The sequence below is a fragment of the Shewanella sp. MBTL60-112-B2 genome, assembly GCF_019655055.1.
GTDB lineage: Bacteria > Pseudomonadota > Gammaproteobacteria > Enterobacterales > Shewanellaceae > Shewanella.
Window position 1 is genome coordinate 18,484 of record NZ_BPFA01000031.1, and the last position, 26,203, is coordinate 44,686.

General features: G+C 43.0%; 23 protein-coding genes and 1 riboswitch. Of the genes, 11 read left to right on the forward strand and 12 right to left on the reverse strand.

The genetic code is table 11. The features are described 5' to 3' along the window. Positions 1-106 precede the first annotated feature (106 nt). Positions 107-277, reverse strand: a riboswitch (cobalamin riboswitch). A 264-nt stretch (positions 278-541) separates the two neighbouring features. Continuing rightward, the gene (locus K5Q73_RS17080; RefSeq protein WP_220763861.1) at positions 542-1,900 is read right to left on the reverse strand and encodes an MATE family efflux transporter; all 1,359 of its coding nucleotides are present in this window, start codon (positions 1,898-1,900) and stop codon (positions 542-544) included. 34 nt (positions 1,901-1,934) lie between these two features. Between K5Q73_RS17080 and K5Q73_RS17085 the strand changes: the two genes are divergently transcribed. Continuing rightward, entirely contained in the window at positions 1,935-2,549 is a 615-nt protein-coding gene (locus K5Q73_RS17085) for a riboflavin synthase subunit alpha (protein ID WP_220763863.1), read from the forward strand. A gap of 76 nt (positions 2,550-2,625) precedes the next feature. Here K5Q73_RS17085 and K5Q73_RS17090 read toward each other — a convergent pair whose 3' ends face one another. The 3 genes from K5Q73_RS17090 to K5Q73_RS17100 are packed head-to-tail and all read right to left on the reverse strand — an operon-like array spanning position 2,626 to position 3,952. Further along, the gene (locus tag K5Q73_RS17090) at positions 2,626-2,826 is read right to left on the reverse strand and encodes a CPXCG motif-containing cysteine-rich protein (protein WP_012277111.1); all 201 of its coding nucleotides are present in this window, start codon (positions 2,824-2,826) and stop codon (positions 2,626-2,628) included. 2 nt (positions 2,827-2,828) lie between these two features. Continuing rightward, positions 2,829-3,566, reverse strand: a complete 738-nt coding sequence (locus K5Q73_RS17095; protein WP_220763865.1) for a pteridine reductase — start codon at positions 3,564-3,566, stop codon at positions 2,829-2,831. Positions 3,567-3,607: 41 nt separating this feature from the next. Next, positions 3,608-3,952 (reverse strand): hypothetical protein, encoded by a 345-nt coding sequence (locus K5Q73_RS17100; RefSeq protein WP_220763867.1) that lies wholly within the window; start codon positions 3,950-3,952, stop codon positions 3,608-3,610. Between the two features lie 286 nt (positions 3,953-4,238). On the opposite strand from K5Q73_RS17100, the gene thrS reads away from it, so the two are divergent. The 4 genes from thrS (at position 4,239) to rplT (ending at position 7,373) form a co-directional block, all read left to right on the forward strand. After that, entirely contained in the window at positions 4,239-6,167 is a 1,929-nt protein-coding gene (thrS, locus tag K5Q73_RS17105) for a threonine--tRNA ligase (protein WP_220763869.1), read from the forward strand. Positions 6,168-6,170: 3 nt separating this feature from the next. Then, positions 6,171-6,713: a translation initiation factor IF-3 gene (infC, locus tag K5Q73_RS17110; RefSeq protein ID WP_220764059.1), complete on the forward strand. Its 543-nt coding sequence runs from the start codon at positions 6,171-6,173 to the stop codon at positions 6,711-6,713. An 87-nt stretch (positions 6,714-6,800) separates the two neighbouring features. After that, positions 6,801-6,995, forward strand: coding sequence for a 50S ribosomal protein L35 (rpmI, locus tag K5Q73_RS17115; protein WP_012155497.1), 195 nt, complete (start codon positions 6,801-6,803; stop codon positions 6,993-6,995). Positions 6,996-7,013: 18 nt separating this feature from the next. Continuing rightward, positions 7,014-7,373, forward strand: coding sequence for a 50S ribosomal protein L20 (rplT, locus tag K5Q73_RS17120; protein ID WP_012155496.1), 360 nt, complete (start codon positions 7,014-7,016; stop codon positions 7,371-7,373). Positions 7,374-7,658: 285 nt separating this feature from the next. Here the strand turns inward: rplT and trxB are convergent, their stop codons facing one another. Then, entirely contained in the window at positions 7,659-8,609 is a 951-nt protein-coding gene (trxB, locus tag K5Q73_RS17125; protein ID WP_220763878.1) for a thioredoxin-disulfide reductase, read from the reverse strand. 289 nt (positions 8,610-8,898) lie between these two features. Here trxB and K5Q73_RS17130 point away from each other — a divergent pair, with 289 nt between their 5' ends. Genes K5Q73_RS17130 through K5Q73_RS17140 form a run of 3 tightly spaced genes read left to right on the forward strand, consistent with a single transcriptional unit; the run spans position 8,899 to position 10,664 of the window. After that, on the forward strand, positions 8,899-10,026 hold the full coding sequence (locus tag K5Q73_RS17130; RefSeq protein ID WP_220763880.1) for a M14-type cytosolic carboxypeptidase: 1,128 nt from the start codon (positions 8,899-8,901) through the stop codon (positions 10,024-10,026). Positions 10,027-10,068: 42 nt separating this feature from the next. Then, positions 10,069-10,386, forward strand: coding sequence for a zinc ribbon domain-containing protein (locus K5Q73_RS17135; RefSeq protein ID WP_220763881.1), 318 nt, complete (start codon positions 10,069-10,071; stop codon positions 10,384-10,386). Further along, positions 10,383-10,664, forward strand: a complete 282-nt coding sequence (locus tag K5Q73_RS17140) for a YeaC family protein (RefSeq protein WP_220763890.1) — start codon at positions 10,383-10,385, stop codon at positions 10,662-10,664. The genes K5Q73_RS17135 and K5Q73_RS17140 overlap by 4 nt, the downstream gene beginning before the upstream one ends. A 414-nt stretch (positions 10,665-11,078) precedes the next feature. Here K5Q73_RS17140 and ansA read toward each other — a convergent pair whose 3' ends face one another. Both ansA and sppA read right to left on the reverse strand, forming a co-directional pair. After that, a complete protein-coding gene (gene ansA, locus K5Q73_RS17145; protein WP_220763892.1) occupies positions 11,079-12,095 on the reverse strand; it encodes an asparaginase in 1,017 nt (338 codons plus the stop codon). A gap of 179 nt (positions 12,096-12,274) precedes the next feature. Further along, positions 12,275-14,116: a signal peptide peptidase SppA gene (gene sppA / locus K5Q73_RS17150; RefSeq protein ID WP_220763894.1), complete on the reverse strand. Its 1,842-nt coding sequence runs from the start codon at positions 14,114-14,116 to the stop codon at positions 12,275-12,277. A 155-nt stretch (positions 14,117-14,271) separates the two neighbouring features. Here sppA and K5Q73_RS17155 point away from each other — a divergent pair, with 155 nt between their 5' ends. Together K5Q73_RS17155 and K5Q73_RS17160 are read left to right on the forward strand one after the other, a co-directional pair. After that, positions 14,272-16,287: an FAD-dependent oxidoreductase gene (locus K5Q73_RS17155; RefSeq protein ID WP_220763896.1), complete on the forward strand. Its 2,016-nt coding sequence runs from the start codon at positions 14,272-14,274 to the stop codon at positions 16,285-16,287. Positions 16,288-16,650: 363 nt separating this feature from the next. Further along, entirely contained in the window at positions 16,651-17,013 is a 363-nt protein-coding gene (locus K5Q73_RS17160) for a YgiW/YdeI family stress tolerance OB fold protein (protein WP_220763907.1), read from the forward strand. A 462-nt stretch (positions 17,014-17,475) separates the two neighbouring features. Here the strand turns inward: K5Q73_RS17160 and yfaE are convergent, their stop codons facing one another. The 5 genes from yfaE to ubiG form a co-directional block, all read right to left on the reverse strand. Then, positions 17,476-17,901: a class I ribonucleotide reductase maintenance protein YfaE gene (gene yfaE, locus K5Q73_RS17165; RefSeq protein ID WP_220763909.1), complete on the reverse strand. Its 426-nt coding sequence runs from the start codon at positions 17,899-17,901 to the stop codon at positions 17,476-17,478. After that, positions 17,870-19,000 (reverse strand): class Ia ribonucleoside-diphosphate reductase subunit beta, encoded by a 1,131-nt coding sequence (nrdB, locus tag K5Q73_RS17170; RefSeq protein WP_220763919.1) that lies wholly within the window; start codon positions 18,998-19,000, stop codon positions 17,870-17,872. The genes yfaE and nrdB overlap by 32 nt, the downstream gene beginning before the upstream one ends. A 71-nt stretch (positions 19,001-19,071) precedes the next feature. Beyond that, complete coding sequence (nrdA, locus tag K5Q73_RS17175; RefSeq protein ID WP_220763929.1) at positions 19,072-21,360, reverse strand: class 1a ribonucleoside-diphosphate reductase subunit alpha; 2,289 nt, start codon at positions 21,358-21,360, stop codon at positions 19,072-19,074. 450 nt (positions 21,361-21,810) lie between these two features. Next, a complete protein-coding gene (locus K5Q73_RS17180; protein ID WP_220763939.1) occupies positions 21,811-22,494 on the reverse strand; it encodes an HAD family hydrolase in 684 nt (227 codons plus the stop codon). After that, positions 22,487-23,197, reverse strand: a complete 711-nt coding sequence (gene ubiG / locus K5Q73_RS17185) for a bifunctional 2-polyprenyl-6-hydroxyphenol methylase/3-demethylubiquinol 3-O-methyltransferase UbiG (protein ID WP_220763950.1) — start codon at positions 23,195-23,197, stop codon at positions 22,487-22,489. Before ubiG ends, K5Q73_RS17180 begins: the two co-directional genes overlap by 8 nt. 280 nt (positions 23,198-23,477) lie before the next feature. Here ubiG and gyrA point away from each other — a divergent pair, with 280 nt between their 5' ends. Then, positions 23,478-26,195 (forward strand): DNA gyrase subunit A, encoded by a 2,718-nt coding sequence (gyrA, locus tag K5Q73_RS17190; protein WP_220763952.1) that lies wholly within the window; start codon positions 23,478-23,480, stop codon positions 26,193-26,195. The last annotated feature ends 8 nt before the right edge of the window (positions 26,196-26,203 follow it).

Genomic DNA, 26,203 nt, shown 5'->3' on the forward strand with positions numbered 1-26,203 from the left:
TTAAGCCGTGAACGAATGACTTTATATATCGACGAATAGAAAATATAGGTGTGTTTATATGTAGAAACAGCGACCTGCATCGTCTATTTGCTCAAGAAACCCGCTTGAGTCAATAGTGCTTATGGGTCGGTCTCCTGGCTCACAGCGTCTAGAAACATTCCTTCCCGGGCTAGCCAGTGGTAATAATGCTTCGCTCTGTTTACAGTTGCAGGTACAGCCGTGGGGTCTCACCACGTTCCCGATTAAGTCGTATAACGCCCTTAAGTGGGCAGGAATATAGCGGTAAAATTCGGGGTGAAACGAGGTAAAGATCACACCCAAAATCGAAAACGGAAAAGACTGTTATTTTCCACAGTCTTTTTATGAGCGGTTTGACGTAAGGTGTAAGCTGGGGTGATTTTTCATTTCTAGTTCAATAGCTTGCTTTTTATACGACGTCCAAATTTGCCATCGTGTTCACATCGGTGATTTAAGGCTGAAAACAAAAAGGCTAACTCTTTTGAGTTAGCCTTGTGGGGTTTTAGCGTGAAGTGGCTAATTATCAAATCGCGGTATTGATAACACCTTGCTTTTGAATGTAGCGTAAGCGGGCTGCAAACATAATTGCTGCGGCTGTTAAACCGGCGATGAGTCCAATCCAGAAGCCTTGAGCGCCCATGTGCGGAACAATTATATCTGTACGCGCCAAAGTGTAACCTAAGGTCATACCAACGCCCCAGTATGCAACTAGCGTGATATAAAATGCGCTGCGGGTATCTTTATAACCACGTAGTGCACCTGCTGTAACCACTTGTACTGAATCAGATAACTGATAGATAGCGGCGAAGAACATGAGACTGCCAGCGAGAGTAATAACCTCTGGATTATCATTATAAAGTAGCGCAATTTCGTTTCTAAATAAGATAGTAATCACAGCTGTGCAGGCGGCTAACGAGAATGAGATTATTAGTGCCAGCTTGGTTACTAGCGCTGCGATTTCAGGCTTATCTTGACCTAAGTAATAACCAACACGAATTGAAACTGCGATACCTAAAGATAGCGGCAACATAAATACGATTGATGAAAAGTTGAGTGCAATTTGATGTCCTGCTACCACTGTGGCGCCCAAAGGGGCTAAAAGTAGCGCGATGATTGCAAATAAACTCACTTCAAAAAACAGCGCCATAGCGATAGGGAAGCCATGTTTTGTCATGTCAAACATGACTTTTGCGTCTGGTAAGTGAAAAGATTTGAACGGAGCCAACTCTTTAAACTTTTTATGCCATTGCATGTAAATAACCATGGCGATAAACATTGCCCAGAACACAAGCGCTGTAGCGATACCACAGCCTGCACCGCCCATTGCAGGCATACCAAAATGACCATAAATGAAGATATAGTTAGCGGGGATATTGACTGCTAGGCCGACAAAGCCAATTACCATAGTCGGTAAGGTATAAGAGATCCCTTCGCTACAGCCTCTTAATACTTGATAAAGCACGAATGCAGGTACACCCCACATAAAGCCATTTAGGTAGCCAACACCAAGTCTTGCCATTTCAGGCTCTAAATCCATCATGGTGAAAATATTCTCTGCAAATGAGAGGATAAGCACCACAACAAGGCTACCAACTATGGCAATATAACCGGCTTGAAAAGCTAATGGTTGAATCGCTTTTTGATTATCGGCACCATGATGGTGAGCAAATACTGGAGTAAAGGCCATTAATAAGCCTTGAACAAACAATAATGCTGGTAGCCAAAGACTGGCACTAATTGCAACTGCGGCCATATCGACGGCGCTAACACGGCCAGCCATAACGGTATCGATAAAGCCCATCATAGTTTGGGTAACTTGGGCAATAAGCACTGGAAGCGCTAATTGGACTAAGCGTTTGGCTTGAAAGCCAGAATGGTTCATGGGTACAGCCCTTAATATACTAACGAGAGATAAGATGTTTACAGGTATAGTTCAAGCAACATGCGAAGTGTTGGCGATAGATAAGAAATCAGGCTTAAACACGCTACAAATCGCAATTGGGCCGGATTTGCGCGAGGGACTTTCACTAGGGGCAAGTGTCGCAAATAACGGTGTATGTTTAACAGTCACAAGAATAGAAGATGATAGGGTGTTTTTCGACGTAATGGAAGAGACCCTTAAGCTAACTAACCTATCAAAACTGAGAGTTGGCTCACAGGTTAACATCGAGCGTTCATTAACCTTCGGAAGTGAGATAGGTGGGCACATTTTATCGGGTCATGTTCATACTCAAGCCGAGGTAGATTTCGTTAGCCAAACTAACGAACATTACGATATTCGGCTGACTGTTGATCCTAAGTGGATGAACTACATCTTGTATAAAGGTTTTGTGGGCGTAAACGGCTGCAGTTTAACAGTTGGAGAGGTGACTGAAACGAGCTTTATGCTGCATTTAATCCCCGAAACGCTAAAACTGACCAATCTTGATGGCTATGTTAAAGGTGACAAGATAAATATCGAGATTGATAGTCAGACTCAAGCGATTGTCGACACGGTCGAACGAGTGCTTGCTAAGAGATTTGCAAGTTAATAGACACTAGCAACTTAATATTAGAAAGTTGACTAAGTTGTCGTTTGTTCTCAGACAAACAAAAGAGCGGATCTATTTAGTAGATCTGCTCGTCATCTGAATCAATAAAAAATTCAATTTTGTGCTGTGCTTCATCCATATGTAATCGCATATGAATTGGGTTACAGCAAACTCGACAATCCTCATAGTAATCCTGATCACCACAAGTCGCATCGATATTGATATGTTGGTGATGCCCACAGTGGGGGCAACTAATCGTCTTATTGATGAATCGCATATTTACGCTCCCATAAAACCTACTGCGCTTCGACCTCCATCTACGGCAATGACTTGGCCAGAGATATAAGGCGCGCTCACTAAATGAGAAATAAGCCCGGCAATATCGTTAACTTGGCCAAGCTTAGCCAGCGGGATAGCACTTAATACGGCTTGTTGCGATGGTTCGTCGGATTGTTCTGGCCATAGAATTGCGCCCGGTGATACGCCATTGACACGTATATTAGGAGCGAGTTCTTGAGCCAGTGACAAGGTGGCCATTTCAAGTGCAGCCTTTGATATAGAGTATAGTCCATGATCTTTTAGCGGGCGTTTGCCGTGGATATCTAAAAGGTTAATCACACAACCCTTATTAGCCTCAAGAAGCGGGCTGAGTTTTTCAGCTAATAGGTAAGGCGCGATAAGGTTTGTTGCAAGCAACTGCTGCACTTTAAGAAAAGAGGTTTCGCCTATTGGTGTCGGGTAAAAGCACGAAGCATTATTAATAAGGACAGATACACTGATAGCTAAAGAATTAATTTCAGCAATTAGTGAGTCGATTGCATCGCTATTAGTTAAGTCGGCTTGCATGATAATTGCAGAGTCGCCGCGCTTAGTATTTAGCTTGTCGCATAGTGCCTGAGCTTCATCAATCGATTGCCCATAGTGGATCACTATATTGTAACCATCATCATGTAATTGAACCGCTATCGCGTGTCCGATACGTTTTGCAGCGCCAGTCACCAATGCCCAAGTTGTCATAACTATGCCCGTATTCTTCATAGATTAAAGATATGGCTAAGTTACAAGATTGAGTTGCTATTAGCCTTTGTAACGACATCATAGCTATAGGTGCTGTTGAATAGAAGATGCTGGTATCGAATAACTAAAGTTATAGATGACTCGTTACGGGTTAACTTGCTGCCTCGAAGGGGATTAAATTCAACCAGTTCTGCATTGGTTTCTACTTCTTTTAGAGTCGTGCTTTCTTGTAACAAAGAAAGTGTCATCTGTGCCAAAGCGTGATTAAGTTCAGTTTCAATCTGAGTGGCGATCACTGTTTTATCTATATCAACTTGCGTTACAGGTTTCACTTGGTTTATATCAACTTGAAAAAGTGCTGCGGCAAACATCAATGTATTAATCATTACGATCTCCTTATTTAGATGCGGTGATAATAGTGAGATAACGTGAACAAACTGTGACGCTAAGTGACTATTTTTATTACATTCGCCTCTATTTAATTTGAGTGATTAATAAGAAAAACTAATATGATGGAAAACTTGCATCGCACAGCCCGTATCACTTAGAATTGACGGCTTGCGCGCTGGATACATCAGACTACAGTAAGGTCTAGTCCCAGTGGCGTAAACCACACTTAATTTTAAAACCAAGTGGCCCTACGTGGGGGTCACCACTGGAAAAGGAAATATCATGCCTGTTATTACACTTCCTGACGGAAGCAAACGCGAGTTTGCTCACTCTGTTTCTACTTTAGATGTTGCTGCTGACATTGGTCCTGGTCTTGCTAAAGCGTGTATCGCTGGTCGCGTGAACGGTGAACTAAAAGACGCATGTGATTTGATTGAAACTGATTCAGATCTTTCAATCATCACCGCTAAAGATGAAGAGGGTGTTGAAATTCTTCGTCACTCTTGTGCTCACTTGCTAGGTCATGCGATCAAGCAACTGTTCCCTGAAACCAAAATGGCTATCGGTCCAGTTATCGATAATGGTTTCTACTATGACATCGACTTAGACCATAAGTTGACTCAGGAAGATATCGATGCGCTAGAAAAGCGCATGGCTGAACTTGCTAAAACTAATTACGCTGTCGATAAGCGTGTTGTTAGCTGGCAAGAAGCGCGTGATACGTTTGAATCACGTGGTGAAGTTTATAAAATGGCGATTTTGGATGAGAATATTCCAAAAGACTCAACGCCTGCTCTTTATCACCATGAAGAATACATCGACATGTGTCGTGGTCCACACGTACCAAACATGAAGTTCTGTCAGAACTTTAAGTTGATGAGTGTTGCTGGTGCATATTGGCGCGGTAACTCAGACAACAAGATGTTGCAACGTGTATACGGTACAGCTTGGGCTGATAAGAAAGCCCTTAAAGTTCACCTTAACCGTCTTGAAGAAGCGGCTAAGCGTGATCACCGTAAAATTGGTAAGCAGTTAGATCTGTACCATATGCAAGAAGAAGCACCTGGTATGGTGTTCTGGCATAACGATGGTTGGAGCTTATTCCTAGAGCTTGAGAAGTTTATTCGTCAAAAGCTAGGTCAATATACTTACCAAGAAGTAAAAGGCCCATTAATGATGGACCGTGTACTTTGGGAACGTAGTGGTCACTGGGACAAGTACTCAGAAGCGATGTTCACAACAAGCTCAGAAAATCGTGAATACGCGGTTAAGCCGATGAACTGCCCAGGTCACGTGCAGATCTTTAACCAAGGTCTTAAGTCATACCGTGATTTGCCATTACGTATGGCAGAGTTTGGTTGTTGTCACCGTAACGAGCCATCAGGTTCATTACATGGCCTAATGCGTGTACGTGGTTTCACTCAAGATGATGCACATATCTTCTGTACTGAAGAGCAAGTGCAGCAAGAAGTGAGCGCATGTATCAAGATGGTTTACGATACATACGAAACATTTGGCTTTAATAGCATTGTTGTTAAGTTGTCGACACGCCCAGAAAAGCGTATCGGTGATGACGATATGTGGGATCGTGCAGAAGAAGCACTTAAGCAAGCATTGACGGCTAACGGTATCGAATTTGAAATTTTACCGGGCGAGGGCGCGTTTTATGGTCCTAAGATTGAATTTACATTGCACGATTGTCTAGACAGAGCGTGGCAATGTGGTACAGTGCAGCTCGATTATGCGTTACCTGGTCGTTTAGGTGCAACTTATGTTGCTGAAGATAACAGTCGTCAAACACCTGTTATGATCCACCGAGCGATTTTAGGTTCGTTAGAGCGTTTCTTGGGTATTCTTATTGAAGAGTACGCAGGTAAATTCCCTGCTTGGTTGTCACCAGTTCAAGTTGTTGTAATGAATATTACCGACAAACAGTCGGATTATGTCGATAATGTAGTCAATATATTCAAAGAACATGGAATTCGTGCAACTAAAGACTTGAGGAATGAGAAGATAGGCTTTAAAATACGCGAACATACCTTAAGGCGTGTGCCTTATCTGTTGGTCGTAGGTGATCAAGAGATGGAAAATAAGGAAGTAGCGGTGCGTACCCGTGAAGGCGTTGACTTAGGTAAGATGCAAATCGAAGAATTTGCTACTAAGCTCAAGAACCAGATTTCGCTCCGTAGTCTCAATTTGTTGGAGGATTAGGTCATAAAGATCAAAAAAACAGCAGGGCGCCAGGCGGCCCCGAACAGAATCAACGAGCTCATCGTTGGTGTATCTGAAGTCCGTCTAAACGGTTTAGATGGTGAGCAGTTAGGCATCTTAACTATTAAAGAAGCACAAGAAGTTGCTGATGAAGCAGGTGTAGATTTAGTAGAAATTAGCCCTAATGCTGAGCCGCCAGTTTGTCGTGTTATGGACTACGGTAAGTTCCTTTTTGACAAAGCAAAAGCTCAAAAAGAACAAAAGAAGAAGCAGAAAATTGTACAGGTGAAGGAAATTAAATTCCGTCCCGGTACAGACGAAAACGACTACCAGGTAAAACTACGCAACCTGACTCGTTTTCTAGAAGACGGCGACAAAGCGAAAGTAACGCTGCGTTTCCGTGGTCGTGAGATGGCTCACCAAAGTTTAGGTATGGATCTTTTGAACCGTATCAAAGCTGATTTGGAAGTTATAGCAGTAGTGGAGTCTTTCCCGAAAATGGAAGGTCGCCAAGCTGTTATGGTTCTCGCGCCGAAAAAGAAATAGTAAGGCAACCATAAAAGTAACAGGGGCCTCTTGAGGTTTCCTGTTCGCCTTGCGTTTTATTAATTGTCCCAATGCGGAGTTTTAGCAATGCCTAAAATGAAAACAGACAAGGGTGTACAAAAGCGTTTTAAGAAAACCGCTAACGGTTTTAAGCGCAAGCAAGCCCATTTACGTCATATTTTGACCAAGAAGAGCACTAAGCGTAAACGTCACTTACGTGCAAAATGTCAAGTAGCTAAGTCTGATGTGCCAGCAATCGCACGTCAACTACCATACGCTTAATTAAAGGAGCAATGAACAATGCCTAGAGTTAAGCGTGGTGTAACCGCTCGTGCTCGTCACAAGAAAGTACTTAAATTAGCTAAAGGTTATTATGGCGCTCGTAGCCGTACTTACCGTGTTGCTGTTCAAGCAGTAACTAAAGCTGGTCAATATGCTTACCGTGACCGTCGTCAGAAGAAACGTCAATTCCGTCAACTATGGATTGCACGTATCAATGCGGCATCTCGTCAAAATGGTCTGTCTTACAGCCGTTTCATTAATGGTTTGAAAAAAGCATCAATCGAAATCGACCGTAAGATCCTGGCTGACATCGCTGTTTTCGATAAAGTTGTATTTGCAACTTTAGTTGAAAAAGCAAAAGACGCTTTAGCTAAGTAATTAGTTTAGAATCTTTCGAAAAGGGAGCCTTTAAGGCTCCCTTTTTTTATAGCTATAATTTAATGTGCTGTAGCAGATATTGTGTAGTCGATATTGTGTAGTCGATATTGTGTAGCTTTAGTATTGATATCACCCTGTAGAGAACCGGGCAACTCTCGTAGAGCGGCAAATTCTTTATAATGATACGTATTCGAAGTGGATTGCGTGACAAATCGCAGCGCTTGCTATATTGCAGCCAAAAAAAACCAACTGAAACAGTTGGCTTTTTGTATCGAATAAACAGTATTACTGTGCGTCTAAGAAGCGCTCTGCATCTAACGCAGCCATACAGCCAGTACCTGCAGAAGTAATTGCTTGACGGTAATGTTGATCCATTACGTCACCAGCGGCGAATACGCCTTTAATGCTAGTTTGAGTCGCATTGCCGTTTAGACCACTTTCTACTTTGATGTAGCCATTGTTCATTTCAAGTTGGCCTTCAAACATTGAAGTGTTTGGTTTGTGGCCAATAGCTACGAATACACCTGCAACTTCTAGATCTTTAATCGCACCGTCTTTGGTGCTCTTCATCTTAAGACCTGTTACGCCCATTTGGTCGCCTACAACTTCATCAAGCGTGTTATCTAAGTGAAGTACGATATTACCGTTCTCTACTTTATCCATAAGGCGCTTAGTTAGAATTTTTTCACTGCGGAATGAATCACGACGGTGAATAAGGTGAACTTCAGATGCGATATTGCTTAGGTAAAGTGCTTCTTCGACTGCAGTGTTACCACCACCGATCACCGCAACTTTCTGGTTACGATAGAAGAAACCGTCACAGGTTGCGCATGCCGATACGCCGCGGCCTTTAAATGCTTCTTCTGACTCAAGGCCAAGATACATAGCTGAAGCACCAGTAGAGATAATTAGTGAGTCACAAGTGAACTCACCATTGTCGCCTTTAAGCTGGAAAGGGCGCACATTAAGGTTCACTTCGTTGATGTGATCGAAAATAATCTCAGTTTCGAACTTTTCAGCGTGCTTCTGCATACGCTCCATCAATGCTGGACCGGTTAGGTCTTCAGCATCGCCAGGCCAGTTTTCAACTTCTGTAGTCGTTGTTAGCTGACCACCTTGCTGTATTCCTGTGATCAGTACAGGCTTTAAGTTTGCGCGCGCAGCGTAAACTGCTGCAGTGTAGCCTGCTGGGCCTGAGCCCAGAATAAGTAGTTCACAATGTCTAGCTTGGGTCATTAGTTTCTCCGTTCCTTAACGAATGCAGTACTGCAAGGGGAATTGCTTCCCTCTTGTTTTACGAATTGCTGCGATTGTATGGAATTTCCGAAGGCTGGTAAAGCTCTGTCTTAGTGTTTAACGTTGACAGAAGTTAGCTTATGTAGTGATATTTGACGGTTTTTAGTGGGTTTTGGCTGCTCCTTATCACATTTTGGTTTATTCTATAGCGCAAAGAACGAGAGTTGGCTTGTTTGCAACGTCAAACAGTAACAGTCATGCCGTATTAGCAAAAGTAAAAGGAAGTGTTATGCGTATTACCGCGAATTTTGATAGTGGAAATATTGAAGTTATCAATCTAGATAATAAAGATGACGTCCAGTTAGCAATCCGCCCTGATGAAGGTGGTGAATTTTTTCAGTGGTTTAACTTTAAACTCGAAGGTGTGGTGGGTAACCAGTACACACTGAATATCGTTAATGCAGATAAAGCTTCTTACACTAAAGGTTGGGAAGATTACCAAGCGGTAGCAACCTACGATAGACAAAATTGGTTTAGACTGCCGACTCAATACAAGGACGGTAAGTTATCTATTGAAGTCGACTTGGATTGCGACGCGATTCAAATTGCTTATTTTGCGCCTTATAGCTACGAGCGTCACCAAGACCTATTATCTGCGGTTCAAGTTCATCCTCTAGTGCGACTTGAGCACTTAGGTTTAACTCTAGATGGTCGTGATATGACCCTGATTAAAATTGGCGACGGTGATGAAGACAAAGCCAATATCTGGATCACTGCACGTCAGCACCCAGGCGAGACGATGGCTGAGTGGTTAGTTGAAGGCTTAATGAACAACCTGCTTGATGGTGATTGCCCAACGGCTAAAGCGCTATTAGATAAAGCTAACTTCTATATCGTTCCGAACATGAACCCAGACGGCAGTGCTCGTGGCCATCTGCGTACTAACGCTGTTGGTACCAACCTTAATCGCGAATGGAAAACGCCTTCTTTAGAGAAGAGCCCAGAAGTTTTGTACGTGGTTAACAAGATGAAAGAGACTGGCGTGGACCTTTTCTATGATGTGCACGGTGATGAAGGTCTACCCTATGTCTTCCTTGCGGGTTGTGAGGGAGTACCTGCGTTCACTGAAAAAGACGCGGCACGCCAGCAAGCATTCGTTGATGCATTACTGATGGCAAGTCCTGATTTCCAAAATGAGTTTGGTTACGATAAAGACGAACCTGGCCAAGCTAACTTAACGGTTGCATCTAACTGGGTTGCTCACACATTTGGTTGCCTTTCAAATACCCTTGAAATGCCATTTAAAGACAATGCCAATATGCCAGATCTAATGGCTGGTTGGTCGCCTGAGCGCTGTATTTATCTTGGCGAAGCATCATTGATTGCAATGAATGCGGTCGTTGATAAACTTAAGTAAGACTCTAGCGGTCGACTTAAGACGTAAACTAAGAGGTAGCCAATGGCATTAGTTAATTGTCCTAGCTGTAATAAACGCATCTCAAGTATGGCTAAAGAGTGTAATCATTGTAAGGCAAGTATTTCTGCAGACAATGAAAGCCTAAAAGTGATTAGCCACATCAAGCGTTCTAATCAGTTAATGAATCAGAGCTTTTTAGCGTTAACGCTGTTTATTGGTGGCGTAGTGACTTGGTTTTGGGGCGGAGAGCCTGCTGAAGGTGCAAGATCGTATATTGCGATAGGTGCGTTTTCACTGGGCTTTGTTGGCTACTTAATTACTCGAATACAGATCGTTTTGCATAAACGGAAGAAAGTATGACCGATATAAATAAAGTTATCGACGATATGCCTAGCGAAGTTTACCAGCGTCTTTTAAGTGCTGTAGAACTGGGTAAGTGGGAAGATGGTAGCGTATTGACTGCAGAGCAGCGTTCTTCGACTCAGCAAGTGGTAATGCTCTATCAAGCGAGAAGACTCAATCAGACCGACCATTTCACGATCAATAGTGCAGGGCAGGTCAACGAGCTATCTAAGTCTGAACTTAAGAAGCAATTCAAAGGTGAGGCGATAGCCGAGTTTAAAGAGCAGGAGCTCTAGTTAGCAATAGTCACAACGTCGTGATCTAGATGAGTCTGCAGAGTGTCAACTTCACGGGACAAGTTCAATAAAAAGCCCAAGCTTAATACTTGGGCTTTTCTTTTATCCAGACCAATTCAAACGTTATTTTCTTATTACCGATTGGTATTATACCAATCAGTATAAGAATTTGATCTACTCAGAGCGATTTTTGGCAAACTAATTCAAGGCGAATAGCTGCAATAATGGTTATTCCCTTACAAAGCTAATCAACGCAGAAGTAGGCAGCCAAAAACGCTCCAGAATGGCGAGTCTTAGCGATTCTGATGCTGTGTTAACGAGCTTGAACGTAGAACAACTATGCCCTTTACTCGTTGCCTTGCCTCAAAACCGCTAAACTCTCGCTGAGTGACTAAATGTTTATACTGTTTGGTATTAGTCGGCGGTTAATTCACCAGCGATAGACACTTTCATTTCAGCACGGATTTCATCTGGAGTCATGTCGGTAGACAATAAATAGTGCAGTTTAGTCAGTGCTGCTTCTGTCGTCATATCGTAGCCGCTGGTAACTCCAGCTTCTGCCAATGCGTTACCTGTTGCATAGCCGTCCATGTTAACGCGTCCCTGTAAGCACTGGGTAAGGTTAACTATGACGATTCCACGCTTCTGTGCATCTTTTAAGGTTTTAAGTAACTCTGGTGTTTGTGGCGCATTACCGACACCAAAAGTCAGCAAGATTAGCGCTTTCACAGGTTGCTGAAGTATATTGGCAAAAATTTCGGTGTTTATACCCGGATAAAGAGTAACTACGCCTATTGGTTGTGGGCTTATTTTTGCGACTTTAAGTTGAATTTTTGGATCAAATTTAGCGCGTTGCCCAGCATGCCAGCGAATTTTAATTCCTGCTTCCAATAGCAGCGGGAAGTTAGGTGATGCAAATGCATTGAAGCCATCGGCATGAACTTTGGTAGTGCGGTTACCTCTAAAGAGTTTGTTGTTAAAGAACAGGCAAACTTCGGCGACCGGATAGTTGGCAGCAATATATAACGCGTTGAGTAAATTCGTTTGGCCATCAGAACGCAATTGAGCAAGAGGGATTTGCGAACCCGTTACAATGACCGGCTTTTGTAAGCCTTGTAGCATAAAAGAGAGAGCTGATGCGGTAAAGGCCATGGTGTCGGTGCCATGGAGAATAACGAAACCATCATACTGATCGTATTTTGCTTTAATATCATCGGCAATCATCTGCCAGTCAGTCGGTTTCATATTCGCAGAGTCGATAAGTGGCGAATATTCATGAATGACAAAGTCAGGCATTTCGTCATGATAAAACTCGGGCATTGCCTTGACGCAGCCAGTTAGGAAATCGGCAACAGGAGCGAAGCCATGATCGGTTTTTTGCATACCGATTGTGCCGCCAGTGTAGGCTACATAGATAGAACGTTTTGGCATTTGATTTTGTTTTTTAGTTTTGGATAAATGACGATGCAGGGATTATATACCCAAAGCTACATAAGTTGCAGGACTCGTAGTCAAATTAGTGAAGTCGCCGAGGAGGGCAACGTATAAAGATTAAAAAGCCCGGTGAAAACCGGGCTTTGAATACATGTAATGTCAATTATTGCGAATGATTAGAAATTACAGGTATCGCAATAGAGATAAACACCATTTGGATCATCGAATGCTTGGAACTCTTCAATGACACCAGACCATTGACTAAGAAGGGTTTCAATAAGAGAAGATTGACGCGCACTCTGAGGTAGATGACTCGAAGCGGTAGCAAACATCTCCTGAATAAACTGCTCTTGCGGAGAGAGCTCTCTTTCAATCACCTCGGTATCAAAGGTATCGAGTGAAGCCATTTCTGCGGCCTTGCTTACTGCGTCTTGTAACTCACCTAAACCATCGACTAGGCCAAGTTCTAATGCCTTACGTCCGGTCCATACTCGGCCTTGAGCAATGCTATCAACCTGATCTAAGCTCATATCACGCTCTTTAGCGACTAATGAGATAAAATCGTAGTATCCACGTTCAATATGGCGCTGAATAACAGCCTGGATTTCAGGGGTTAGGCCTTTAGTAACAGAGAAGCCCGTCCAATCAGAAGTGCCAACTCCATCGGTGTGAACTCCAATGCTGGCTAACGAGTCTTCAAAGGTCGTGATCATCCCGAAGATACCGATTGAGCCAGTTAGTGTAGTTGGCGTTGCATAAATATAGTCAGCACTTGCGGAGATCCAGTATCCTCCTGATGCGGCGTAACTGCCCATGCTAACAACCACAGGCTTATTAGCCGCCTTTAACGCAAGGACTTCTTGTCTGATTTGTTCTGACGCAAAGGCACTACCACCAGGGCTGTCGACTCTGAGTACAACCGCTTTTACTGAGTCATCGAAACGGGCTTTTCGCAGTAGCTCAGATGTACTGTCACCACCGATTTGTCCGGCAGGTTGTGAACCATTTAAGATATTACCTTTGGCGACAATGATACCAACTTGATCATTTAAAGATAATGAAGGATAAGTTTGAGTCACAGAGAGATAATCATAAAAATCGATATGATTAAAGCTGTTACCATCGCTAGACTTGCCGACGGCATCGACCATTGAAAGCCTAAACTCTTCAGCAGACTTAAGACCATCGACCCACTTCATATTAAGCGCCATGTTAGCTGAATTCCCCTCCGCCTTATCAAGCTGGGCGAGGTATTCTTCTGCGCTAAGTGATAAATCTTGGTTATCTATGCCACGGTTATTTGCAACCGTATCGGCATAACTTTGCCATAGATCGTTTAAGAGGACGAGGTTTGCTTCTTTAGCTTCATCAGACATGTTGTCACGAATAAAAGGTTCGACTGCTGACTTGAAAGTACCGACTCTAAATACGTGAGCATTGATTTTAAGCTTCTCTAATGCAGACTTAAAATAGAGGCGATAGCGCCCTAAGCCCTCTATTTCGACACTACCTTGAGGGTTTAGATAGACTTTATCGGCAAAGCTTGCAAGGAAGTATTGATTCTGACCATACCAGTTACCATTGGCGACAACCGTTTTGCCTGTCGCCTTGAATGATTCTAAGGCGTTACCGATTGATTGCAGCTTACTTATGCCGGTGCCGCGCAACATGCCTAAGTCCAATACCAGCTGACTAATACGCTCATCTGAGGCCGCGTTATTAATGACGAATAGCACATCAGCAAGTAAAATCTCACCGCTGCCGTCGGCTTCTTTGCCACTTTTCATCGCAGCTTCAATAGGATCGACTTGACGCTTTTGATCAACAATGGTGCCAGATAAATTAAGCACAAGAGCAGTGCCATTTTTAACTTCGACACTATCATCTGTACTTAGACTGACGATGATAAGGGCAATTACACCAAAGAAAATGAGGTTAAGAAACAGCTTTCTTAATCCATTGACGGTATTCCAAATAAGGAGGAATATCCTTTTAAAAATAGAGGGTTTAGTGGACATCAGCCACTCCTTTATCACTGAGTTGGCATAATGCTAACTGAAATTCAGCCGGAAAGGAAAACTCAATTGTAAAGGAATCTATTCATACACTTATTGAGGTTATGGTTTACTCAGGGTATGCTGGATTAAATCACTTGTTTAAAAAGGATGTTTGAATGTCGTTTCCGCATTTATTAGAACCCTTAGATCTGGGTTTTACCCAGTTAAAAAACCGAGTATTGATGGGCTCAATGCATACTGGTTTGGAAGAAGAAAAGGGCGGCTTTGAGAAACTGGCAGCGTTTTACAAAGAACGTGCATTAGGTGGTGTAGGCTTAATCGTAACCGGCGGGATCTCGCCGAACCTGAGAGGTAGACTGGCACCAAATGCCTGCCAACTCAGCTTTCCTTGGCAAGTTAAGAAACATACCAAAGTAACACAAGCAGTGCACGAAGCTGGCGGTAAGATCTGTATGCAACTCTTGCATGCTGGCCGTTACGGCTACCATCCTTTTTCTAGTGCGCCGAGTAAGATTAAATCGCCTATTACTCCTTTCACTCCATCTGCAATGTCAGCAAGGCAGGTTAATGGCACCATTAAAGATTATGCCACCAGCGCGGCATTAGCCCAAAAGGCGGGCTATGACGGTGTCGAAGTGATGGGAAGTGAAGGTTACTTGATTAATCAGTTTATCAGTTCTCGTACGAATAAACGTGATGATAAATGGGGTGGGGCATTTGAAAATCGTGCTCAGTTCCCAATTGAAATTGTAAAACAAATTCGCGCCAAAGTGGGTTCAGACTTTATCATTATATTTAGGTTGTCTATGTTGGATCTTGTCGATAATGGTTCGACTTGGGAAGAGGTGGTGCAACTGGCTAAATGGTTAGAGCAAGCCGGTGTGACGATAATCAATACCGGTATTGGTTGGCATGAGGCACGTGTCCCGACTATCGCCACTAGCGTACCGCGAGGTGCCTTTGCCTGGGTCACCGAGCGTTTAATGAAAGAGATGTCTATTCCGCTTATTGCCACTAACCGCATTAACACCCCAGAGATTGCCGAGCATATTATCTCATCGGGTCAGGCTGACATGGTGTCGATGGCACGGCCATTTTTGGCTGATGCAGATTTCGTTAATAAAGCTGCAGCCAATACTCCAGAACTTATCAATACTTGCATCGGTTGTAATCAAGCGTGTTTGGACCACAGCTTTGCGCTTAAACGTGCCACTTGTTTAGTTAATCCGCGTGCTTGTTATGAAACTGAGCTCAATTTCACTCCTGTACAAAACAAGAAACGTATTGCTGTTATGGGCGCAGGTCCTGCTGGCATGGCATTTTCTATTTATGCGGCGAGTCGTGGCCATGAAGTGGTGTTATTTGAGGCTAAAGCTGAAGTGGGTGGTCAGTTTAATCTGGCTCGTAAGATCCCAGGTAAAGAAGAGTTTAACGAAACTATTCGATACTTCCTTAACCAGATAAAACTGCATAAAGTCGATTTGCGTTTAAACACTCGCCTCGATGCCAGTGTGGTACGTGATGAGAAGTTCGATGAAATCGTTATGTCTAGCGGCGTTAAGCCTAGACCCATCGACTTACCAGGTTTTGATAGCCCCAAGGTGGTCGATTATCAGCAAGTGCTTAATGGCACAGCTGAAATAGGTCAGAAGGTTGCGTTGATCGGCGCGGGCGGTATTGGTTTTGATATGGCTCACTTCCTGTGTGAATCAAAGTCTTCAACACTGGATCTAAACCGCTGGTTAAAACAGTGGGGAATAGACAAAGACTATAAAGAACGTGGCGGATTAACTGCGCCAGTGCCTGAAGATAAGCACAGAGAAGTTTACCTGCTACAGCGTAAAACCACCAAGATGGGTAAGGGCTTAGGTAAAACCACAGGTTGGATCCATCGTTCAGTGCTAAAACAGCACCAAGTAATGATGAAGACAGGTGTAAGTTATGAGAAGTTTGACGAACAAGGCTTACACATTAACATTGATGGTAAATCTGAAGTTTTAGATGTCGATAATGTCATTTTATGTGCAGGCCAAGTATCTAATACTGAGCTTGTTGATGAGATGAAGTCTACAGGAATTCCTGTGCATCTTATCGGTGGTGTAGATGTGGCTGCAGAGCTTGATGCCAAACGCGCTATCAGACAAGGCGCAGAGCTTGCTATCGCACTTTAGGCTCTCAATAGCTTGAAAGAGCATAACAACAAACCTGCTAATGCCTTAAAGTTTTAGCAGGTTTTTTATTGCTGTTAGATAGCAAACTTAACGGACTCATAAATTTATATATAACAGCGAATTGCTTTTAATGTTAAAGCTTGAATTCACACTTCCTTCACGCTCACCTTATTAAACTGTGTAAATTAATTCAGCTATTGGTTTAGTATGTACTATAGTATTGATTACTAATGATAACCTTAGCAAGATAGCCGTTTAAATCGCCTTTTATGGTTAATTAAATACGCTAGGTGATGCTATCTCTAACTGATAGATATATTTTTAAGTTGTTTTTATTCAATCGCTTACAAAGGAAATGTTGACATGAAAAAGTGTGTATTAGTAGGTGGCTTGCTCTTAGCTTCATCAGGTGTATTAGCTGCGCAAGGTGTAGATAAAAAAGGTGGCTTCATTGGGCCGAGTAACGTAAAGGTTCAGACTGTAGCTGTTGCTTTAGAAGCGAAAGATGACACACAAGTGCTGCTAATGGGTTATATTGTTGCGGGCTTAGGTGACGAAGAATACCAATTTAAAGATGACACCGGTGAAATTGTTATTGAGATTGACGATCGCGATTGGAATGGCGTAGAGGCGACACCAGAAACCAAAATAGTGATTCAGGGTGAAGTCGATAGCGGTTGGTCTTACACCACGATTGATGTGGACTCGGTTAAATTAGCTAAGTAACTCTGCATTGCCTATAACAATAGGGAAGCTTCGATTTGAACCGTAACGAATGCAAGATGCTGACCTCGCCAAGTTTGTCTTGATACTATAAAGCCCATTACGCATTAGTGGGCTTTTACTTAAGTGGTGTATTTCTACTTTGAACAAGGGGCAAGTTGATCTTGTCATTTACATTGGGTGTCAGTGTTTGAATCATAAAGCTATATTGCAAAAGCTATATTTCAAAAGCTATATGATGTGATCGAATATGCTGAGGAAGAACTGGAATTTAATGGTAAGGAGGGCACTGAACGCTTGGTCTCAACGTCCACTGGTGCAATTTTATTAACCCCCGATGAACTTAGAGAAATTAAAGAGCTTCTGCCCTAAAAACAGAGTGTCCGCAATATTAAGTGTAAGTTATTATAACTCTATGAAGTGTCTACTGTTCTATGGGCTTACCAAGGTGTGATATGTTTGGGGTTAGCCTTGTACAGGCGAATTGGCAGAAGAAATCACTTCGCTGTTAATAGCTGGTGACATATCAGCTTTTAGATTGGCAGTTCGTCCAACAACCTCTGCACCTTCGGCAGAAAGGGCCAAATCGATATCACCATCGGGTACGCAGCAGCAGGGCAGGCATTCATCATCTTCGAGCGTAACCAGCGGTTCGCGAATATAACTGACCGTACCACGCTTAACCTTAGTTTTGCATTGGCCACAGTAGCCGCTACGACACTCTGAGAATACCTTAACCTTCTTTTGTTCAAGCGCTTCAAGCAAAGTCTGGTGTTGCTGGTTAAACAGCAACACCGGCATGCCTTGAAGGCTCACAATCGGAGCCTTCTTAAAGCTAGCTTGACTAAAGTTGACAGGCTTAAAGGTCAAAGTCAGAGAACTCGTCGTCATCGATTGAGGAATCGATTTGACCAACAAGATAAGAAGACACTTCTACTTCTTGTGGCGCTACCTGTACTGAATCACTTTCTAACCAGTTCTTCATCCAAGGTAGTGGGTTACTCTTCTCTTCATAAGGAGAAGCAAAGTTTACCGCTTTCATACGTTCGTTAGTGATGTATTCAACATACTGACAAAGAATATGTTCGTTAAGACCAATCATAGATCCGTCTTTGAATAGGTATTTTGCCCACTCTTTTTCCTGCTCAGCAGCTTTGATAAAAATATCGATTGCCGTCTGCTCACACTCTTTAGCGATTTCAGCCATTTCTGGATCATCTTTACCAGCGTGCATGATCTTCAAGATATGCTGAGTGCTGTTTAGATGCAGTGCTTCGTCACGAGCAATAAGGCGGATAATTTTAGCGTTACCTTCCATGACTTTACGTTCTGCAAAGGCAAAAGAACATGCAAAACTCACGTAGAAGCGGATAGCTTCAAGTACGTTAACCGACACCATACATAGATAAAGGGCTTTTTTGATTTCACGTGTTGTGACTTCAATGATTTCGCCGTCGATCTCGTGGCTACCTTCACCGAGCAGGTGATAGGCCTGGCTGAGCTTGATTAAGTGATCGTAATAGTTAGCAATATCGCTAGCACGCTTTAAGATCTCTTCATTTTCGACGATATCGTCGAACACGATTGAAGGATCGTTTACGATATTACGAATAATATGCGTGTATGAGCGCGAGTGAATGGTCTCAGAGAAAGACCAAGTTTCAATCCATGTTTCTAGCTCTGGTAATGATACCAGTGGCAAGAAAGCAACATTCGGTGAACGGCCTTGAATTGAATCAAGTAGCGTTTGATATTTAAGGTTTGAGATGAAGATGTGCTTTTCATGCTCAGGTAGCGCTGCGTAATCGATTTTATCTCGGCTAACGTCTACTTCTTCAGGACGCCAGAAGAATGAAAGCTGCTTTTCGATCAGCTTTTCGAATACTTCATATTTTTGTTGATCATAACGCGCTACGTTAACTGACTGACCAAGAAACATAGGTTCTAGCAGTGCGTTGTTTGGAGTTTGACAAAATGTTGAATAGGCCATTTTTCTATCTTCCGATAATGGGGGCTAGGCCCCCTTAAATTAACGTTTAATACTAATGATTAAAATCTTGGTTAGATCTTACATGCGCCGCCAGCGCAACTGTCATCTTCTTTCTCAATGGCAGTGATATCGTCAAGACTATCTGAAGCTCCATCACGAGTATTGTGATAGTAAAGTGTCTTCACACCATATTTGTAAGCGGTTAATAAGTCTTTCAATAGTACCTTCATAGGTACTCGACCACCCTCAAAACGGCTAGGGTCGTAGTTGGTGTTAGCTGAAATCGACTGGTCGACGAATTTCTGCATTAAACCGACTAACTGTAAGTAACCATCGTTATTAGGCATTTGCCATAGTAACTCATAGCTATATTGGTACTTTTCAAAATCAGGTACCACTTGCTTTAGCTGACCATCTTTACTGGCTTTAACACTGATCAAACCACGTGGTGGTTCAATACCGTTAGTCGCGTTAGAGATCTGTGACGAGGTCTCTGATGGCATTAACGCTGAAAGCGTTGAGTTGCGTAAACCGTGAGTTTTGATCTCTTCACGTAAAGTGTCCCAGTCAAGGTGTAGTGGTTCATCACAAATCTTGTCTAAGTCACGCTTATAGGTATCAATTGGCAATATACCTTTAGCATAAGTCGTCTCGTGGAACGCAGGGCAGGCGCCTTGCTCCTGAGCAAGCTTCATCGATGCTTTTAATAGGTAGAATTGAATTGCTTCAAACGTCTTGTGAGTAATACCGTTCGCTGAACCGTCAGAGTAACGTACGCCTTCTTTTGCTAAGTAGTTAGCAAAGTTAATTACGCCTATACCTAGTGTACGGCGGTTCATCGATGCTTTCTTAGCAGAGATGATTGGGTAATCTTGATAATCAAGTAAGTTATCAAGTGCACGTACTGCGAGATCGGCCAGTGGCTCAAGCTCTTCTAACTTCTTAATTGCACCAAGGTTCAATGCCGACAGAGTACAAAGTGCAATTTCACCATCTGGATCGTTAATGTTATTTAATGGCTTAGTTGGCAATGCAATTTCAAGACACAAGTTAGACTGACGCACCGGTGCAACCTTAGAGTCAAATGGACTGTGGGTATTACAGTGATCAACGTTTTGAATGTAGATGCGGCCGGTTGAGGCGCGCTCTTGCATCATTAATGAGAACAGCTCAACGGCTTTTATCTGCTTCTTACGAATACTAGGGTCAGCTTCATACTTAAGATATAGACGCTCGAACTCTTCTTGATCTTCGAAGAATGCATCGTACATACCTGGTACGTCAGATGGGCTGAACAAACTAATCATGCCGCCTTGAATTAGGCGCTGATACATAACCTTGTTAATTTGAACGCCGTAATCTAAGTGACGAATACGGTTATCATCAACACCACGGTTGTTCTTCAGTACCAATAGTGACTCAACTTCTAGATGCCACATTGGGTAGAATAGGGTAGCTGCACCACCACGAACGCCGCCTTGAGAGCAAGACTTAACCGCGGTTTGGAAATACTTATAAAATGGTAAACAACCTGTGTGGAATGCTTCACCGCCGCGAATAGGGCTACCTAGGGCACGGATACGGCCAGCATTGACACCAATACCTGCACGCTGTGAAACATACTTCACGATTGACGATGAAGTCGCGTTAATTGAATCTAGGCTGTCACCACACTCAATCAATACACAAGAACTAAACTGACGGGTAGGCGTACGTACACCTGCCATGATAGGTGTTGGTAGCGAGATCTTAAAAGTAGAAGTCGCGTCATAGAAATCTTTAACGTATTGAAGACGCGTGTCTTTTGGATACTTAGCAAATAGGCAAGCAGCAACCAAGATATACAGGAACTGAGCACTTTCGTAGATCTCGTGGGTGACACGGTTTTGAACCAGGTATTTGCCTTCAAGTTGCTTAACTGCAGCATAAGAGAAGTTCATATCACGCCAGTGGTCGATATAGCTATCGAGGATATCGATCTCTTCTTGAGTGTAGTCTTCTAAAATATGCTGATCATATTTACCAAGTTCTACTAATTTAACCACATGATCATAAAGCTTTGGTGGCTCAAATTGGCCAAAAGCTTTTTTACGAAGGTGGAAAACAGCTAAGCGTGCAGACAGAAATTGATAATCTGGTGATTCAGGCGAGATTAAATCTGCAGCTGCTTTAATGATAGTCTCATGGATGGCTTCAGTGGCGATGCCGTCGAAAAACTGCAGATGAGAACGCAGTTCAACTTCAGATACAGAGACGTTGTTAAGTCCTTTTGCCGCCCATTCGATAACGCGATGGATCTTCTCGAGATCGATAGTCTCACGTTCGCCGCTACGCTTTGTGACTGTCATATTGCTATTCATTAAAGATAAACCTTGGTTTTTATATTTATGAAAGTGACCTGCTTAGGTGCACCGTACGTTTCCTTGTAAACAAACAGTTTTAACCGAAAAACGGAGAGTTCCTTTTTGTTGACACAAACGACTAAATAGTGCCTGCCTTTGTCACTCACACACTATATATGGTGTTTTGAGATTCAATAGCTACAAGATAGTGAGGTTATTGGTTTTTTGCAAGTGGGAATTTAGGGGACAAGTTGTGGATATCTTGAGGATAATCTAGCCTGTTAGTAACGGCTAACCGTTAAAGCTTGTTTTGGTTTGATTTCCTTTTGCAAGGTTAATAAATAAACAAATAAAAATGATCTGTCGGATCGCCACTTAGTTGAGCGATCTAAGCAGATCATTTTGACGACTTTAGTATTAAGTTTGCAGCCTAATTAATCACGGCTGAAAATGTGTTCGCTTAGAAACTTAACCTTGCTGCACAAGAGTAAAAAAGTCAGCTAAATGATCGCCTGTCTCAAAACTGAGATCGGCAGGCCAAAGCGAAACATCATCATTCACGCCAATATAACCCCAAAGGGCAAGGCCTGAGATCATATTCGCGGCTTTTGCAGCGACAAGATCGCGCTCTGCATCACCTAAATAAAGAATATGTTCAGGTAATACTCTTAGTTGCTGCGCGGCTAAGTGCATCGGAGCCGTATGAGGCTTAGAGTAATGCGTCGTGTCACCACTGATTACCGCAGGCATTTTTGCCGTAAGACCGAGTCGATTTAGCAGCGGTCTTGAAAAGCGAGCTGGTTTATTGGTTACCACACCATAGGGAATACAAAGTCCGTTAAGTGTGTCGAGTAACCTATCTAAGCCTGCAAATAAACGACAATCGTCACCATTTATTCGCTCATAGTTATCGAAAAGCGCTTGCTGTAGCTCGCCGATGTACTTTTCATCGAGCTGTGGTAGGGCGGCCTTAATCATGGCGATACTGCCATGGGATGCACTGTCACGGATCTGCTCAAAGGGGACACGTGAGTGCCCATTTGCTTCTAAACTGAGGTTTAGAGCCTCAATCATATCCGGCGCGGTATCGGCAAGCGTACCATCAAGATCGAATAATACGCCTTTAATACGTAGCGATTCAGCCTTAGTCATTTTTAACCGTAGCGATCATGTAGTTCACTTCAAGGCTCTTGGTATATCTAAAGATATCGGTAATTGGGTTATAGGTGATACCTACAGCATCTTTGCAGAACAGTTCTGCATTGTCGGCTAAATCGATAAGCTCAGATGGTCTGATAAACTTATTATGATCGTGGGTACCAACAGGTAGCATCTTTAATACATATTCAGCACCAAGAATGGTTTCTATATAAGCACGGATATTACGGTTAATCGTTGAGAAGAAAACATAACCGCCAGGCTTCACCATATCAGCGCAGGCTTGAATAACGGAACTTGGGTCTGGCACGTGTTCAAGCATTTCCATACAGGTAACAACATCGTATTGGCCACGGTGTTCATCTCTATGGGCTTCTGCTGTGTTTTTGATGTAATCAATTTCAACACCAGTTTCCAGTGCATGCAATCTGGCAACATCTAGTGGCTCATCGCCCATATCAAGGCCGGTAACATTAGCGCCAATTCTTGCCATGCTTTCAGACAAGATCCCGCCGCCACAACCAACATCCAGCACTTGTTTACCAAAAATTCCGCCAGCAGTTTGGTCTATATAGTTAAGACGCAATGGGTTTAAGTTGTGTAGTGGCTTAAATTCGCCTTTAGGATCCCACCAAGTGGCGGCCATTTTCTCAAACTTTGCGATCTCTTGTGGATCAACATTATTATGTGTTTGCACTTTATTACCTCACAGTGACAAAACCGTATTTAGCGCCAGATTATAATGAATAGTGGCAATAAACAAACAAGTTATGATTTTGCAGAACAATGTGGTGAAAAAATGCGCCTATGCCTTGATTTTAATCAAGTGAATTGACTTTATCTGGTTATTTAAAATGAATCGATGTTTGGGTCTAGCGCCATAAAATAACTGTGTTAGAATGCCAAATCACGTTTTCAAGCATAGCTATTCTAGGAAATAGGAATAGCACGCTAAATTTCAGGGGATCGAGCAGTTTATGACTGATCTGGCTTCATCTATAACACCAATTAATATTGAAGACGAATTAAAGAATTCATACTTAGATTACGCTATGAGTGTAATCGTTGGCCGTGCATTGCCTGACGTTCGTGACGGTTTAAAACCGGTACATCGCCGCGTGCTTTTTGCCATGAGCGAATTGAAAAACGACTGGAACAAGCCTTATAAAAAGTCTGCCCGTGTCGTTGGTGACGTAATCGGTAAATATCACCCGCATGGTGACACTGCTGTATATGACACAATCGTTCGTTTGGCTCAGCCTTTCTCTATGCGTTACCCACTTATCGATGGTCAAGGTAACTTCGGTTCTGTCGACGGTGACGCTGCAGCTGCAATGCGTTATACCGAAATCCGTATGGACAAGGTTGCTCACCAGTTACTTGCTGATTTAGAAAAAGAAACAGTAGATTTTGTGCCTAACTACGATGGCACTGAGTTTATTCCTGCCGTTCTGCCAACGCGTATTCCAACACTGCTTGTGAATGGTTCGTCAGGTATTGCGGTTGGTATGGCTACAAACATTCCGCCACATAACTTGAATGAAGTTATCAGTGGTTGTTTAGCGCTAATCGAAGACCCAGCATTATCTATCGAACAATTGATGGAATATATTCCTGGTCCTGACTTCCCAACTGCTGCGATTATTAATGGCCGTAAAGGCATTATCGATGCGTATAAAACTGGCCGTGGCCGTGCTGTTATGCGTGCTCGTGCAGAAATTGAAGAAGAGAACAACCGTGAGCGCATTATTGTTCACGAGATCCCATACCAGGTTAACAAAGCGCGTCTGATTGAAAAAATCGCCGAGCTTGTTAAAGATAAAAAGATTGAAGGTATTAGCGGTCTACGCGACGAGTCTGATAAAGACGGTATGCGTATTGTTATCGAGATCAAGCGTGGTGAAGTGGGCGAAGTTGTTCTAAACAACCTTTACGCACAAACACAAATGCAGTGCTCTTTTGGTATCAACATGGTTGCACTGACCAATGGTCAGCCAAAACTATTTAACTTAAAAGAGATGCTAGAGTGCTTTATTCTTCACCGCCGTGAAGTGGTTACTCGCCGTACTGTATTTGAATTACGTAAAGCTCGTGAACGCGCACATATTCTTGAAGCGTTAGCGGTAGCACTAGCAAACATCGACCCAATTATTGCGCTTATTAAAGCATCTCCAACTCCAGCTGAAGCGAAAGTGAAGCTAGTTGCAGAAGGTTGGGAACTTGGCCATGTTAAAGGCATGCTTGAAAAAGCTGGCGATGATGCGGCTCGTCCTGAATGGCTAGAGCCTGAATTTGGTATTCGCGACGATAAGTACTACCTGACAGAGCAACAAGCTCAAGCAATTCTGGAACTACGTCTACACCGTCTAACCGGTTTAGAACATGATAAGATCATTGCTGAATACGAAGAGCTACTAGAAATCATCGCAGCACTACTATTTATTCTTGGTAGCCCGCAGCGTTTGATGGAAGTGATTAAAGAAGAGCTTGAAGAAGTTCTAGCTAATTTCGGTGACGAGCGTCGTACAGTTATTAACGCTAACGAAGTTGATATGAGTCTTGAAGACCTTATCAATGAAGAAGATGTAGTAGTTACGCTTTCACACCTTGGTTATGCAAAGTATCAAGCACTAACTGATTACCAAGCTCAGCGCCGTGGCGGTAAGGGTAAAGCAGCGACTAAAGTTAAGGACGAAGATTTCGTTGAAAAGCTTTTGGTTGCTAACACTCATGACACCATTTTGTGCTTCTCTGACTTCGGTAAGATGTACTGGTTGAAAGTTTACCAGTTGCCATTGGCTAGCCGTACTGCTCGTGGCCGTCCAATTGTTAACTTGTTACCGTTAGCAGAGGGTGAGCGTATTACTGCGATTCTACCTGTACGTGAATATGCTGAAGATAAGTACATTATCATGGCAACATCACACGGTACGGTTAAGAAAACAGCTCTAACGGCTTATAGCAACCCACGTGCAAACGGTATTATCGCTGTAAACCTGAAAGATGGCGATCAGTTGATTGGCGTTGACATTACCGATGGTAACGACGATATCATGCTGTTCTCTAACGAAGGTAAAGTGGTTCGCTTTAACGAGAAAGCTCGTAGCTCTGAAACTGGTGAAGTGAAAATTGATCCAGAAACAGGCGAAGAAGTTATCGCGCTTCGTGCAATGGGTCGTACAGCGACTGGTGTTCGTGGTATTAAGCTAGAAGATGGTCAAACTGTTGTATCGCTAATTGTACCTAAGGGTGAGGGCGATATCTTAACTGTGACTGAGAACGGTTATGGTAAGCGTACTGATTTAGCAGAATACCCAGCGAAGAGCCGTGGTACTAAAGGTGTTGTTTCTATCAAGGTTAGCGAACGTAACGGCGCCGTAGTTGGTGCAGTACAAGTTGGCGAAAATGATGAGATAATGCTGATCAGTAACAAAGGTACTTTAGTACGTACTCCAGCTACTGGCGTATCAAGCATTGGTCGTAACACTCAAGGTGTGACCATTATCCGTACCGCTGAAGATGAGAAAGTTGTTGGTCTTCAACGTATCGATGAGATTCAAGTTCCTGAAGTTGAGCTTGATGAAGAGGGTAACCCTATCATCAATGAAGGTACTGCGGAAACGGAAGTGGCAGCAGAAGCAGAAGCTGTTAATACCGGATCTGAAGTGACTGAAACTCCAAAAACGGAAGATTAATATTCATC

Excerpts from the sequence above, each read along its gene's own strand:
- K5Q73_RS17080 (WP_220763861.1), bottom strand. The coding sequence starts at position 1,900 with ATGAACCATTCTGGCTTTCAAGCCAAACGCTTAGTCCAATTAGCGCTT.
- K5Q73_RS17085 (WP_220763863.1), top strand. The coding sequence starts at position 1,935 with ATGTTTACAGGTATAGTTCAAGCAACATGCGAAGTGTTGGCGATAGAT.
- K5Q73_RS17090 (WP_012277111.1), bottom strand. The coding sequence starts at position 2,826 with ATGCGATTCATCAATAAGACGATTAGTTGCCCCCACTGTGGGCATCAC.
- K5Q73_RS17095 (WP_220763865.1), bottom strand. The coding sequence starts at position 3,566 with ATGACAACTTGGGCATTGGTGACTGGCGCTGCAAAACGTATCGGACAC.
- K5Q73_RS17100 (WP_220763867.1), bottom strand. The coding sequence starts at position 3,952 with ATGATTAATACATTGATGTTTGCCGCAGCACTTTTTCAAGTTGATATA.
- thrS (WP_220763869.1), top strand. The coding sequence starts at position 4,239 with ATGCCTGTTATTACACTTCCTGACGGAAGCAAACGCGAGTTTGCTCAC.
- rpmI (WP_012155497.1), top strand. The coding sequence starts at position 6,801 with ATGCCTAAAATGAAAACAGACAAGGGTGTACAAAAGCGTTTTAAGAAA.
- rplT (WP_012155496.1), top strand. The coding sequence starts at position 7,014 with ATGCCTAGAGTTAAGCGTGGTGTAACCGCTCGTGCTCGTCACAAGAAA.
- trxB (WP_220763878.1), bottom strand. The coding sequence starts at position 8,609 with ATGACCCAAGCTAGACATTGTGAACTACTTATTCTGGGCTCAGGCCCA.
- K5Q73_RS17130 (WP_220763880.1), top strand. The coding sequence starts at position 8,899 with ATGCGTATTACCGCGAATTTTGATAGTGGAAATATTGAAGTTATCAAT.
- K5Q73_RS17135 (WP_220763881.1), top strand. The coding sequence starts at position 10,069 with ATGGCATTAGTTAATTGTCCTAGCTGTAATAAACGCATCTCAAGTATG.
- K5Q73_RS17140 (WP_220763890.1), top strand. The coding sequence starts at position 10,383 with ATGACCGATATAAATAAAGTTATCGACGATATGCCTAGCGAAGTTTAC.
- ansA (WP_220763892.1), bottom strand. The coding sequence starts at position 12,095 with ATGCCAAAACGTTCTATCTATGTAGCCTACACTGGCGGCACAATCGGT.
- sppA (WP_220763894.1), bottom strand. The coding sequence starts at position 14,116 with ATGTCCACTAAACCCTCTATTTTTAAAAGGATATTCCTCCTTATTTGG.
- K5Q73_RS17155 (WP_220763896.1), top strand. The coding sequence starts at position 14,272 with ATGTCGTTTCCGCATTTATTAGAACCCTTAGATCTGGGTTTTACCCAG.
- K5Q73_RS17160 (WP_220763907.1), top strand. The coding sequence starts at position 16,651 with ATGAAAAAGTGTGTATTAGTAGGTGGCTTGCTCTTAGCTTCATCAGGT.
- yfaE (WP_220763909.1), bottom strand. The coding sequence starts at position 17,901 with ATGACGACGAGTTCTCTGACTTTGACCTTTAAGCCTGTCAACTTTAGT.
- nrdB (WP_220763919.1), bottom strand. The coding sequence starts at position 19,000 with ATGGCCTATTCAACATTTTGTCAAACTCCAAACAACGCACTGCTAGAA.
- nrdA (WP_220763929.1), bottom strand. The coding sequence starts at position 21,360 with ATGAATAGCAATATGACAGTCACAAAGCGTAGCGGCGAACGTGAGACT.
- K5Q73_RS17180 (WP_220763939.1), bottom strand. The coding sequence starts at position 22,494 with ATGACTAAGGCTGAATCGCTACGTATTAAAGGCGTATTATTCGATCTT.
- gyrA (WP_220763952.1), top strand. The coding sequence starts at position 23,478 with ATGACTGATCTGGCTTCATCTATAACACCAATTAATATTGAAGACGAA.